We start from the raw sequence: 13,745 nt of genomic DNA on the forward strand, positions 1-13,745 counted from the left end.
CTTTTATTCTGATGCTCTGATTGTACCTGTTATTCAGAAAAAATCAGCTGAATAACAGGTACAAAGCATCTTAACTTACAGCCACATTCCGAAACGGCGGATATAAATGCCCTTCATGATTTGCGCCAGGCCACAATAACTGACCAGTGTAGCGGCAAGCCACGGGAAATATTCCCACGGTAACGGCTCAAGCCCGATATAACTTCCGATGGGTGAAAACGGCAGCCAGATCCCGATGGCCATAACAATCCCGGTCACCAATAATACCGGCAATGTCGCTGTGCTCTGAATAAACGGGATCCGTTGTGTTCTCAGCATATGCACGACCAGTGTTTGTGATAATAATCCTTCAACAAACCAGCCGGAATGGAATAAAACCTGACTGTCCGGGCTGTTTGCCCCGAAAACAAACCATAATAATGCAAAAGTGGTGATATCAAATACAGATGATGTCGGGCCAATCCAAATCATAAAGCGCCGGATATTGCCTGCATCCCATTTACGGGGTTTGCGCAGGAATTCTTTATCCATTTTATCCCATGGCAGCGCCAGCTGAGACATATCATAAAGCAGATTCTGAATCAGTAACTGAATGGCCAGCATCGGCAGGAACGGAATAAAGGCACTGGCAATAAGAACAGAAAATACATTACCAAAGTTAGAGCTGGCGGTCATATTCAGGTATTTAATGATATTACCGAATGTCTCGCGCCCTTTAATGACGCCCTCCTCCAGAACCATCAGATCTTTTTCCAGCAGGATAATATCCGCAGATTCTTTGGCGATATCCGTTCCGCTGTCCACGGAAATCCCCACATCTGCATCCCGCAGTGCCGGTGCATCATTAATTCCGTCCCCGAGAAAACCAACGGTATGACCGGCGGATTGTAAAACACGGACCAGGGCTGATTTTTGCAGCGGCGTCAGTTTGCAGAAAATAGTGTGTGTTTGCGCCACCTGTTTCAGCTCTTCATCACTGAGATGTGCCAACTGATCACCACTGATACTCATCGAGGCATCCAGCCCGACTTCACGACAGATTTTTGCCGTGACAACCGCATTGTCCCCGGTCAGCACTTTTACCGTTACTCCGTTATGTTTCAGTGCCTTAAGGGCTTTTGCCGCACTGTCTTTCGGCGGATCCAGGAAGGTCAGAATTCCGCATAAAATCATATTCTGTTCACTGTCGGCAGAGAGCGGCAGCCCCTGCTCTTTACTATCCAGAACCCGTTCGGCGAGCAGCAGCACTCTGAATCCGGTCTCATTATAATGATTGACCAGCGCCATAATGGCCTGTTTTTTCTCATCATCCGCTGGTGAAATATGATTGCCAACCCTGATTAGTGTGCTGCATTCCAGCATCTCTTCCGCCGCACCTTTACAGATAAGCAAGGCGGTACCATCCGGTTTTCTTACTGACACAGACAGACGTCTGCGGACAAAATCAAACGGCAGTTCGTCAATTTTCTGATAATTGAGCAGAGACTCTGTTTCGGCTTTGCCGCGCCCGAAACGGATGATCGCCTGATCCATCAGGTTACGTGTACCGCTCTGGTGAAAACTGTTCAGCCACGCCAGTCCCAGTATGGCTTCATCGGTATTACCCTCCGTATCGAGATGATGCTCGAGGATAATATTGTCCTGTGTCAGCGTCCCTGTTTTATCCGTACACAGGATATCCATTGCACCAAAGTTTTGTATTGCATTCAGACGCTTAACGATAACTTTTCGCCGTGACATTGCAATTGCGCCTTTTGCCAGGTTAGAGCTGACAATCATCGGCAGCATTTCCGGGGTTAATCCGACAGCAACAGCAAGCGCAAAGAGTGTGGCATCAAACCAGTCACCTTTGGTAAACCCGTTAATCAGCAGGACAACCGGCACCATCACTAACATAAAGCGGATCAGCAGGATACTGACACTATTCACCCCGCGATCAAATGACGTCTGTGAGCGTGTGCCGACGATAGATTTCGCCAGTGAGCCAAAATAGGTTTTGTCGCCGGTTGCCACCACAACACCCAGTGCCGTGCCGCTGGCCACATTGGTGCCCATCAGGCAGATATTGCCCGATTCCGTCAGTGATTGACCATTTTCCGTTATCGTTGCCGCGTCTTTCTGATGGATATCACCCTGAGTATCATATTTTTCCACCGGAACTGATTCTCCGGTCAGAATGGCCTGGCTGATAAAAAGATCGCGGGAACGAAGCAGCCGCAAGTCAGCCGGTATCATATCTCCGGCACTCAAAACCACAATATCTCCCGGCACCAGGCATTTCACCGGCAGCTCAGTCCGGACAGATCGTCCTTTTTTACGCCGGAGTACAGTGGCAGTGGTTTTTACCAGCGACTTCAGGGCTTCTGCCGCTTTGTTGGTCCGGTATTCCTGCCAGAAGCGCAGTACCACACTCAGAAAAACCATCGTTCCGATGATCAGTACACCGGTGAGGTCCGTTTCTTCGCCCTGTTGCAGGGGGATCAGGTAGTCCGTCATAAAGCTGATAACAGCGAGTGCCAGCAGCACATAAATAAACGGATTATGAAACGCGGAAATAAACTGAATAAACGCGGACGGTGCTTTGTCATGTGCCACCACGTTTTCCTGATGTTCTATCAGGCGGTCAAGGGCATCAGTTTCATCCAGCCCCAGCATATCAGAATGTAATTCTGCCAGGGTTTTATCTGGTGTTTTTGCGGCATAGACCGCCGCAGGGAAAGTATTATTATCGCGCACAGCCGGTGTGACGGTGCGGTTAACGTTGACAGTCATGGTACGATTCCTTTTATTTCCTCAGATAAACTGAGTCATTTATTTTTCACCGGACTGCCTGATTTAACAGTTAATTTAAATAACTGTCATAATAACGGACAGTCCGGGAAATGATATATTTCCGGGCCCGGGTGGTGTGTCCATATATTCCTTATCAGCAAAAGATAATCCGCACGCTTATTCATAGATGAATACGTACTGTGAATTTATTTAATAAAAAGCCATGCCTTTCCGCTCTGAGTAAACGGAACAGCAAAATACAGAGCACAAGCACGGCGATTTAAATTGAATTAACTGAAAATCAATCAGTTAGGAGGGAATAACGCCAGCATATAGAGATTCATGATAAATCCGTCCTTTCGGGCTTATCCCGTAAAAGATAAGCGAAATTAAATAAGGAAGTACCATTTATAAAGAGAGGCACTGCCGCAGTATTACTGCCAGCAGTCAGAGGAAAACAGAATTACCGGCAGGTTCAATATATTTTGATAAATAATCTATGACTGTCCAATGATGTGTTCTCCGCAAGAAATAAACACATGGAGTATATTCCGGTAAAATCACAAAGTAAAATTATAAATCCATCAGATATAAAATGGTGTCTCCGTTGCAACCACATCGCCGGGACTGAACATACTCAGAACAACAGAGGTCAGCCCGTGCCGGGCACCGCTGATCATGACAACCGTATCCGGGTCAACGGCTGAAAAACCGCGCAATCCTGTTCAGTATGCTGATCGGGTTTTTCTGCTGTACCGGATGAAACCATCAGTTCAGTGATGTATTGGGAAGAAGAAGCCCGTACCATTGGTTTCGGCCCTTTTTCTCTGAAAATACTTTTCGTGCAGAAATAGGCGTTCCGCTGAGAATTCACTGGTAACCCCTTCCCTTTCGCAATGCAAGTATACCGGCGACAAACAGATACAGTACAATAACCAACGGTAAAAACACCACTGAATCACTGTAAATTGCCGCTGTCATTGCCGCACCAATTGCCAGTGAAATTCCGGAGATACCGTCGAGCACTGCGATTTTCCGGGGCGAATCCGCCGATGTGATCAGTGTGTCGGTGCCCGCCCCGTAAAACATTTCCAGCAGTGTTACGCCAAGCACAATTAATAACAGACCGGGAAGTTCTGCGATACCGGAGAACCACGGCACGAAAAGAAGAATACATAGCCCTGTCGCCACCATCAGTGCGGTAATAATGCCCCATTTTTCAGTGAAGTAACGGTATACAGGAAGTTGACCGACAATAATCACCAATGTGTTAAATAGCAAAACCGGGCCTATCAGATAGTCATCCCCGGCCCGGATCAACTCCAGCGGCACAATGACTTCAAAACTGTAATACAGCATGGCAAAAATAACGCTGACCACAGCAATCAAAATGGAGTCTCTGCCGGTAAGGTCAGAAAAATGAAGGTAATGAACATGGTTTCCCGCTTCCCCGGGACAGGAATACAACTTTGCTGAAAAGAGAATACCCACTATGAAAATCCCGATCAGGATGAGTAATGCATATGGAAAAGGCAGTGAAAAAAAGACACACAGCGTAATCAGAACCGGTGCAACCGCCGCTCCGGTATTATTCAGTGTCATTCGCACTGAAAAGCTTTCGCTGATATTTTCTGAGGTGGCTTTGATATAGTATTTTGCTGCCACTGAAAATACGGAGGTGGCAAGACCGTTTGCCAGCATCACCACAGTACACAGGTAAAATGTTTGTCCGGTAAACAAAAATGACAGTGACAGCAATTTAAGCAACAGTGAAAAAACAAGGATTTTTTTGCTGTTAAACCGGCTTATCAGCGGAATAATAAAAAAATACGCCAGTGAAAATGACCAGAATTTAATCGTGCCGAGATACAGAATTTCTTTTTCACTGAGCGTTTTCCCCGCGAAATAGAGTAATGCCAGCGGCATCAGTAATCCGGAACCCAGTGCATTAAAGAAAAAGCAGATATTAAGCGCCCTGCTTTTCCGCTCAAAAACAGTCCGGTAAATCTGCATCAGCGGAGATTCCAGCGCCGGCAGATGGTCGTGAAAATATCGCTTCCGGTTTCTGTCAGTATGGCATGCTGCCTGACAATATCCGCAGTATTACGGAGCTTTTCCAGATTACTGCTCAGCCGGTCATAATATTCCGGATCCGGTATATCGTTGCTGTTACGGATAATTTCAGAAAATACATAGCAGATGCGGGATAATACAAACAAGGCATGAAAAATACCGATCATCGGCCGGTCATCATCACGCAGCGGCGCAGCAAAGACCTCATCCGCCGGGTTAAGTACCAGCGGATCACCGGCATTGAGGATATTCAGTGCAGTATGGCCGCATTCATGCGCCAGAATATCAATATAATACGCGACCGAATGCGATGGATGCACATAGGCAAACATCATTCCCCACATATAGAAGTTAGTACCGGAACGCATAAAACGGGAGCCGTCTGTCGTTTCCCTGGTCAGGTATATCTGATGAATAAACAGGTCAATTTCATTGCCGGTTTCCGGCGCACAGCGGCGAATAACGGATAATGCCTGTGTGATTTTTTCCGTTTCTGCAGCTGCCAGTACCGGATCATCACAATAGCCGAAACCAAGTTGTTTATCGTCGCGGATAATTTTAAGAATCATTTGTTTTGCAGGAGAATGATCGGCGGATGTCAGCGGCGAGATTGTCAGTGGTAACGGCGTTCTTTTTCGCATCAGCTGATTGAGATAAGTTACCGCATCCGCGTGTTCATCATCTTCCGCATATTTTCCGGCGATATAATGAATGGCACAATTTTGCCACGATAACGGAACCCCTGAGTTTATTTCGGGCAAGCAATAATAAGATAATAAATAATTAAGTGATTCATAGATTTCTTCAGAAAAGTATTGATAGGCCTGCTGATGTTTATAATCAGGAAAAGTCAGATTTATCATATAACGGCTTCCGGGCAGACAGATAAACCATGCCCGGACTGACAGGCACGGTTTATCAATTAGTTAACGGGTTTATTATTTACTGAACGACCATCCTGATAATGGTGATTTTATTTTCAGCAGTTTGCTTTTATCTAATTTTTTCATTATTTCATTTCCTTATTAATAACGGGTTATATGAATGGATGTACTGTGCACTCAGATTGCTGTTAAACCCTAGAATAAAAATAACGATTAAAAAACACTTTTTTTATCCGGTGTTATTTTTCTGAATCAGCGTCACGAAAATAAGCAGGAATAATGAGGAAATAAATAATTGCCATAATATGAAATTATAAAAAAACCACGCGATGTCTTCACCGCGTGGTTTTATCAAAACGGAAATTATCCCGCCATTCAGATCAATGACAAGAATGTCTGTTTAAAATCATCGATATCATGCTGTGTGGTTGCCCACGAGGTGCACAGACGCAGACAGGATTTTCCCGGTTCCTGCAACAGTGTTTCATGGAAAACAAACTGCTTTTTCAGTTTTTCTGCCAGTGCGGAAGGCAGAATAACAAAGACCTGGTTGGATTCCGGTGGTGCCAGGAAGGTAAAACCCTGCTCCGTAAAGAATGCCGCCAGTTGTTCTGCCATGCTGTTAAGGTGTTTGCCTAATGAGAAATAGAGATCGCCGGTAAATAACGCCAGGAACTGCGCACCCAGCAGCCAGCCTTTTGCCTGAAGCGCCCCCTTCTGTTTGATACTGAACCGGAAATCATCTTTCAGTGCCGGGTTATTGATCACCAGAGCTTCTGCCGCAATCGCACCGATTTTAGTACCGCCGATATAGAACGCATCTGTCAGTACCGCGATATCTTCAATTGCCAGATCACTTTGTGCGGACATTAATCCGGATGCCAGGCGGGCGCCGTCAAGATAGAGCCATAACCCGTGCTCATCACAGAAACGACGAAGTGCCTGCAATTCTGCTTTGCGGTAAACCGTACCGATCTCGGTGGAATTGGTGATATAGACCAGTTTCGGCTGTACCCAGTGCTCATCATTATGTTCGGCAATGACCGGTTTAAGATGATCGGGTGTCAGTTTGCCATCCGGGGAAAATACGGTGATGACTTTGTGCCCGGTCGCTTCAATTGCCCCGGTTTCATGGGTGGCAATATGGCCGGTGCTGACGGAGATCACCGCCTGATGCGGACGCAGAAAATGGGAAATCGCCGTCAGGTTGGTGATAGTACCGCCGTTAAAGAAGTGGATATCAGCCTGCGGCTGACCAATCCGCTGTTTAATCAGTGCGGCGGCATCACCGCATAACGTATCCGTGCCGTAACCGTCGTGGCGGTGGCCTGCTGTGTCAGTAATGGCTTTTAAAACAGCCGGATGTGCAACTTCATTATAATCATTCTGAAAACGGTACATATGCTCCTCCGATAGTGTGCAGTAATACTATGCTGATACTTACCGGCGCACAATGGTACGAACCGCAGTTCAGTCCGGTTTTACCAGCCCGATCACACCTTCACTGAGGGTAATTTTTCCCTGTGTTTTCAGGCGCAGCAGAACTTTATCGGTATGACGCCGGGAAGTACCGAGAATGCTGGCCAGCATGTCCCGGGGAAGATGGATCTGATGGCCGCTGATTTGTGTCAGCATATAGAGCAGATTGTTTTCGATGGAATCAACCGCATTCATCAGCCGCTGTTCACCGTTGATAAGGCAGCGTTTTGCCAGCTGGCGGTTAAGCAGCAGAGACAGGCGGTGATCCTGTGACAGCCAGGACAGAAATGTTGCCGCCGGCATCCGCAGTACACGACAGTCTGACAGCGCGATCACATCATAACGGTATGCCTGCCGGCAAATCGCTTCCATCTCCCCGAGGAATTCGCCCCGGTAGCAGAATGTCAGCCCGACCTGTTTACCATTCTCCGCCTGCTTATTAACAATAAACTCGCCGTCCAGAATGATATAGACCGCCTGAGCCGGGTCGCCCTGGCAAATCAGATTTTGTCCGTTATAAATATGCAGTGTGGTCACACTGGTTCTGACAACATCCGGTGCATCACGGAGCAGGCTGTCTGCCTCCGGTAACAGCTCTTCTTCGCTGAATTTCAGCCATAGTTCACGAAACGGGGTTGTATTTTGCATGTGCCGTATCTGTCAGGACGGGATAATCAGTGGGTAAACGTTAGCATGGTTAACAACAGGTTTGAACCGGTAAACACCGGTTTTGACGGGCTGCGGATTACCGGCAGCCCGTCAGTCAGATTACTTCAGTTCGTAGCCGTTCAGATACTGCTGCTGTCTGGTGGTCAGATTATCAAGTGAAACGCCCATATCCTGTAATTTCAGTGCCGCGACTTCACGGTCGATTTCATCACTGACATCATAGACTTTCGCTTCCAGATCATGGCTGAGCAGATACTCGGCGCTGAGTGCCTGGAGGGCAAAACTCATGTCCATAATTTCTGCCGGATGCCCGTCCGCACAGGCAATATTAACCAGTGCACCACGGCCTAACAGATAGAGTGTGCGGCCATTTTTCAGGGTATAACCTTCGATATTCTCACGGGCGATTGTGACGCTGTCACTTAACTGCTGAAGGTCGGTCAGATTGATTTCATCCTCAAAATGCCCGGTATTACTGATGATGGCCCCCTCTTTCATCAGACTGAAATGTCCGGATGTCAGCACGTCACAGCAGCCGGTGGCGGTGATAAAGATATCACCCAGCGGTGCTGCGGCGGACATGGTCATGACTGCAAAGCCATCCATTTTCGCTTCCAGGGCCTTTATCGGATCCACTTCCGTGACAATCACTTCCGCACCCAGCCCTTTCGCCCGCATAGCGCAGCCTTTGCCGCACCAGCCGTAACCGGCAACAACCACGGTTTTCCCTGCGATAACCAGGTTGGTGGTGCGCATAATGCCGTCAAAGGTGGATTGTCCGGTGCCGTAGCGGTTATCAAACAGGTGTTTGGACTGAGCGCCGTTGATCGACAGTACCGGGAAATTCAGTGCGCCGTTTTTTTCACGGGCAACTGCACGCAAAACACCGGTGGTGGTCTCTTCACAGGCACCGATCGTGTGTTTGGCATATTCCGGATACAGACTGTGCAGTTCATGCACCAGGTCACCGCCATCATCGATAACAATGTGCGGTTCACAGGCCAGAGTCTGTTTAACAAAGTTGCGGTAGGCTTCCGTATCTGCGCCGCGGATGGCAAATGTATGAATGCCGCTGACCACCAGTGCCGCCACAATATCGTCTTTGGTGGACATCGGGTTGCTGCCGGTGACGGACACTTCAGCCCCGCCTGCTGCCAGAACCCGTGCCAGATAGGCAGTTTTGGCTTCAAGGTGAATAGAAAGCGCAATGCGTTTTCCGGCAAACGGCTGTTCTTGTGTGAAACGCTGTTCCAGTGCACGCAGCAGCGGCATGTGGGCGCGAACCCAGGCAATTTTTTGCTCACCTTGTGGTGCAGATGAGAGATCTTTATAAATACTGGTAACCATGGCAACTCCTGCATACGTCTTTTATCACGGGATGAGCCACAGTAACCGGAGGTTGCGGGGGTCTCCAGGGCATTTGCCCTGAATCAGATAAAAAAAGACAGCCGGATGAAAGCTTTGTTCAGTGGCGCGCCTGCACCATGGCAATCAGGCCGCAGACATCCTGCGGAACATTGTCCGTTTTCAGGATCTCCTCCGGCGTCATCCACTGAAAGTCAGGATGTGGTACGGTCGTTTTATCCAGCGGATGGCACCAGTACACCATATCAATATGCCAGTGATCACCGGTTTTCTTGTCCGGGATAAACTCTTTCAGGATCGCCATCGGCAATGGCAGTACACCAGCCTCCGGCAGTGGTGTGATAAATTGTTGCGCCTGCGTATCCCAGCTGATAATCCGGCATTCCAGCCCGGTTTCTTCGTGAATTTCACGCAGTACGGCATCCTGCGGTTCTTCATTTTCTTCAATATGCCCGCCGGGCGGCAGCCAGATGCCGAGCTTCGGATGGCGATGGAGCAGAAAACGGCCATGGCTGTCACTGATCAGGCCGGAGGCGGTAAAATGTTTGATAACAGATGTCATTATTTTTTCTCAGGTTATTCAGGTGATCATCGTCAGAACCACCGGCAGTGTCAGTACCGCCACCATGGTCTGAAACGTGATAATCCCGGCCATCAGCTGGCTGTCACCGCCAAGCTGACGCGATAAAATATAGGCGGTCGGCGCGGTCGGAATAGCAAAAAAGATCACAAACAGCTGATATTCCAGTTGGGTTAACCCCATCACAGTCGCTACCGCAATCGCCAGTAATGGCATAACACACAGGCGGACAAGGCTATTAAGGCTGATTTTCAGTGCGGAATAGCGGATGGTCGCCACCTGCAATGCAGCCCCGACACACAGCAGCCCCAGCGGCAGACTGGCTCCGGCCAGCAGCCCGGCAAACTGACCGGTGTGATACGGCAGCCCGGTACCGGTGACATTCAGAAACATCCCGATAATACAGGAGATAATCAGCGGGTTTGTCAGAATGGGCAGTAACAGGCGGCGCAGCGATAACTGCTGAAATTCAGATAACGCAACCACGGAAATGATATTACACAGCGGAACCAGCACCGCGAGGATCACTGCCGCCACCGCCACACCGGACAGGCCGTAAAAATCATTGACGATGGATAACCCGAGATAGGTATTAAAGCGGATCGCGCCCTGCAGCAGCACGCCGAATTCTGCCGTTGGTATTCCGCGCAGGCGCTTTACCACCGCAAATGCCGCAGTGGCCAGCCCGAGCATAATCACCAGCGCGATTGCCAGTTTCGGCAGTTGCGGATTATCCAGCGGAGCAACGGCGAGGCTGTTGATAAGCAGCGCCGGAAATAAGATATAGTAGTTCAGCTTTTCCGCACCATTCCAGAACCCGGCATCGAAAACCGGCCGCCGTTTCAGAATGCAGCCGAGCAGAATCAGTGCAAACAGCGGCCATAATGTCATCAGAATTGCGAACATCAGCGGAAATCCGGCAAGAAAAGGGATTCCTGCATCATAACAGGAACAACGGGTTACGCGAGCAGCAGAGCCGGTTTTGTATCGCTGATCGCGTTTTTACATTTTATCTGCCGCAGCGCATAAAACACACTACGCTTTGCCGGGGTTATATGTTAGTCCGCAGCGATATCATTATCCGTTAAGCTGTGAAAAACCGGGTGACAGTGTCACGCTTGCAGGCGGAGAACTATCACCACCAATGCGCCTCAGCAGGCGGGTTGCGGCACTGCGGCCCACATCACGCGACGGCTGGGTGATAAAGGCCACCGGGATGTCATACAGTGCTTCACTGCCGATATCATCAAACCCCACGAGGGCGATTTCCTGGGTGAAATAACTTTCGTTATCCCCCTGTCTGACCGTGTTACCGGTACTCAGGGCGGCAAAATACGCACCCAGCGCCGTACCGGTGTTGTGGCAGACAATCGCACTGACTTTGGGATACTGATACATAAATTCAGATACCCGGCGGATGATATTCTGTTGTTTGTTATCCGTTTCCACTATCCATTCGGTGCGGAACGGTAACCCGTATTGCACCAGTGTCGAGCAGTAACCGCCGACCCGCTCGGCGCGGGTGAGAGAATCACTTTCCCCGCCGAAATAGGCTATCTGGCGATGACCGTTTTTGATCAGGTATTCCGTTGCCATTCTGGCGGCAGAGGCATTGTCCGGGCGGACAACATCAATACCGGAGAACTCACTGGCCCGGGCCGCGCACACCATCGGGATCTGATAATGATTTACCCGCTCAACCACGTCATTGGTGAGAAATTTTCCGCCGCCGACAATCACACCGTCCACGCCGTAGCGGATCAGGCTGTCCAGTGAGCGGGCAAACCCGGCGGCGGAATTACCGCACTGGGTCAGAAAGACCTGTTTGCCCTGTGTTTCCGCATATTCACTGACACCGGCGGCGACTTCCGCATAAAACGGTTCGGTAATATCTTTGACAATCAGGCCAATCACATTGGAGATATTATCCCGCAATGTGGCAGCCTGCTGATTACGGACATACCCCAGTTCTTCAATTGCCGCGTTGACTTTATCCGCGGTTTTCCGCGAGATCCGCCCTTTTCCGCTGATTACCAGTGACACCGTGGTCACGGATACCCCTGCCTGCTGCGCCACATCAACTATCGTGACTTTTCTGAGATTCATAACGCCGGATACTTCCTTATGCTCAGGATACTGCACGGGATTTTACACAAAATCCGATAAAACGTTTTATCTATTTCCGAAATATGGTTGCCAGGTCATGTTTATTTTTTGTGATCGGGCAACTATTATAATTTGGTAAAACGTTTTATCTTATTTTACCTTCACAACACCACACTGACATTTACAGGATACCGTATGAGTAGCCAACCAAAACAAAAAGTCACGCTCTGGGAGTTTTTCCAGGGACTGGGCAAAACCTTTATGCTGCCTGTCGCGCTGCTCTCGTTCTGCGGGATCATTCTCGGCATCGGCAGTTCCCTCAGCAGCCGCGATGTACTGACACTGCTGCCGTTTCTGGATCACACCGCCTTTCAGTTACTGTTCACCTGGATGAGCAAAATCGGCTCATTTGCGTTCAGTTTCCTGCCGGTGATGTTTGCTATCGCCATTCCGCTGGGGCTGGCGCGTGAAAACAAAGGCGTTGCTGCATTTGCCGGATTTGTCGGCTTTGCGGTGTTTAACCTTGCCACTAACTTCTACCTCACTGCCGCTGATATTTTACCAACCACCGATCCGGCCATTCTGAAAGCCCATAACATCCGTGATGTGCTGGGAATTCAGTCTATCGACAGCGGGATCCTCGGTGCGGTTATCGTCGGTATTATTGTGTATATGCTGCATGAGCGCTTCAATACCATCCGTCTGCCGGATGCCCTGGCGTTCTTCGGCGGTACCCGTTTCGTGCCGATTATCACTACTCTGGTACTTGGCCTGTGCGGCCTGCTGGTTCCGCTGATCTGGCCGTGGTTTGCGATGGGTATCAACGGATTAGGTAAGCTGATTCAGAGCGCCGGTGCTTTCGGACCGATGATTTTCGGCTCCGGTGAACGGCTGTTACTGCCGTTTGGTCTGCACCACATCCTGGTGGCGCTGATCCGTTTTACTGAAGCGGGCGGCACCATGGAAGTGTGCGGTAATACCGTTAACGGCGCACTGACCATTTTCCAGGCACAACTTTCCTGCCCGGAAACACAGGGTTTTTCAGCCAGCGCCACTCAGTTCCTGTCTCAGGGTAAAATGCCGGCGTTTCTCGGCGGCCTGCCGGGAGCGGCATTAGCGATGTATCACTGTGCTCACCCTGAAAATCGTCATAAAATTAAGGGATTACTGATTTCCGGTGTGGTCGCCTGTGTTATCGGCGGCACAACGGAACCGCTGGAATTCCTGTTCCTGTTTGTCGCGCCGTTCCTGTATCTGATCCACGCGATTTTGACCGGTCTGGGCTTTACCGTGATGGCGATAACCGGTGTCACCATCGGTAACACCGATGGTAACCTGATTGACTTTGTGGTATTCGGCATCCTCCACGGCATCCAGACCAAGTGGTATATGGTACCGGTGGTGGCCTTTATCTGGTTTGCTTCTTATTACGCGATTTTCCGTTTCGCCATTACCCGCTTCAATATTAAAACGCCGGGCCGCGATACAGACACCAAAGAAAGCGCACCGGCAACCGGCAGTTCAGCAGGGAAATCCGGCTATGATGTTCCGGCCATTCTGGCGGCGCTGGGCGGTAAAGAAAACATTATTTCACTGGATAACTGTATCACCCGCCTGCGGATGTCCGTGCAGGACATGAGCAAAGTGGATGACGCCCAGCTCAAAGCATTGCGGGCGATCGGGGTTGTCCATCTTAATGAACATAACTTACAGGTGGTTATCGGCCCGCAGGTTCAGTCTGTCAAAGATGAACTGGAAAAGCTGATGAAATCTGTGCCTGATTCCGCTCAGCCGGAACCGCAAAATGCCTGATAACC

General features: G+C 49.4%; 11 protein-coding genes. 1 reads left to right on the forward strand and 10 read right to left on the reverse strand.

Annotated features, from left to right (window positions below):
• Positions 1-75: 75 nt before the first annotated feature.
• From mgtA to malI, 10 genes are all read right to left on the reverse strand, one after another.
• On the reverse strand, positions 76-2,772 hold the full coding sequence (gene mgtA / locus U868_RS0110405; RefSeq protein ID WP_025153239.1) for a magnesium-translocating P-type ATPase: 2,697 nt from the start codon (positions 2,770-2,772) through the stop codon (positions 76-78).
• Positions 2,773-3,356: 584 nt separating this feature from the next.
• Entirely contained in the window at positions 3,357-3,491 is a 135-nt protein-coding gene (locus tag U868_RS26165; protein ID WP_275886620.1) for a hypothetical protein, read from the reverse strand.
• A 151-nt stretch (positions 3,492-3,642) separates the two neighbouring features.
• On the reverse strand, positions 3,643-4,785 hold the full coding sequence (locus tag U868_RS0110420; RefSeq protein WP_025153240.1) for an MFS transporter: 1,143 nt from the start codon (positions 4,783-4,785) through the stop codon (positions 3,643-3,645).
• The gene (locus U868_RS0110425) at positions 4,785-5,708 is read right to left on the reverse strand and encodes an aKG-HExxH-type peptide beta-hydroxylase (RefSeq protein WP_025153241.1); all 924 of its coding nucleotides are present in this window, start codon (positions 5,706-5,708) and stop codon (positions 4,785-4,787) included. The genes U868_RS0110420 and U868_RS0110425 overlap by 1 nt, the downstream gene beginning before the upstream one ends.
• Positions 5,709-6,104: 396 nt before the next feature.
• Positions 6,105-7,130 carry a threonine aldolase family protein gene (locus tag U868_RS0110435; RefSeq protein WP_025153242.1) on the reverse strand — a complete coding sequence of 342 codons (1,026 nt, stop codon included), beginning with the start codon at positions 7,128-7,130 and terminating at the stop codon, positions 6,105-6,107.
• Positions 7,131-7,199: 69 nt separating this feature from the next.
• Positions 7,200-7,856: a Crp/Fnr family transcriptional regulator gene (locus U868_RS0110440; RefSeq protein WP_025153243.1), complete on the reverse strand. Its 657-nt coding sequence runs from the start codon at positions 7,854-7,856 to the stop codon at positions 7,200-7,202.
• Positions 7,857-7,976: 120 nt separating this feature from the next.
• Positions 7,977-9,224, reverse strand: coding sequence for an adenosylhomocysteinase (locus U868_RS0110445; RefSeq protein WP_025153244.1), 1,248 nt, complete (start codon positions 9,222-9,224; stop codon positions 7,977-7,979).
• A gap of 118 nt (positions 9,225-9,342) precedes the next feature.
• The gene (locus U868_RS0110450; RefSeq protein ID WP_025153245.1) at positions 9,343-9,804 is read right to left on the reverse strand and encodes an NUDIX hydrolase; all 462 of its coding nucleotides are present in this window, start codon (positions 9,802-9,804) and stop codon (positions 9,343-9,345) included.
• Positions 9,805-9,822: 18 nt separating this feature from the next.
• Positions 9,823-10,728 (reverse strand): AEC family transporter, encoded by a 906-nt coding sequence (locus tag U868_RS0110455; protein WP_025153246.1) that lies wholly within the window; start codon positions 10,726-10,728, stop codon positions 9,823-9,825.
• A 171-nt stretch (positions 10,729-10,899) separates the two neighbouring features.
• Positions 10,900-11,928 (reverse strand): Mal regulon transcriptional regulator MalI, encoded by a 1,029-nt coding sequence (gene malI / locus U868_RS0110460; RefSeq protein ID WP_025153247.1) that lies wholly within the window; start codon positions 11,926-11,928, stop codon positions 10,900-10,902.
• 195 nt (positions 11,929-12,123) lie between these two features.
• Between malI and malX the strand changes: the two genes are divergently transcribed.
• Positions 12,124-13,740 carry a maltose/glucose-specific PTS transporter subunit IIBC gene (malX, locus tag U868_RS0110465; RefSeq protein WP_025153248.1) on the forward strand — a complete coding sequence of 539 codons (1,617 nt, stop codon included), beginning with the start codon at positions 12,124-12,126 and terminating at the stop codon, positions 13,738-13,740.
• The last annotated feature ends 5 nt before the right edge of the window (positions 13,741-13,745 follow it).

The sequence above is a fragment of the Morganella morganii H1r genome (assembly GCF_000633515.1).
Lineage (GTDB): Bacteria > Pseudomonadota > Gammaproteobacteria > Enterobacterales > Enterobacteriaceae > Morganella > Morganella morganii_B.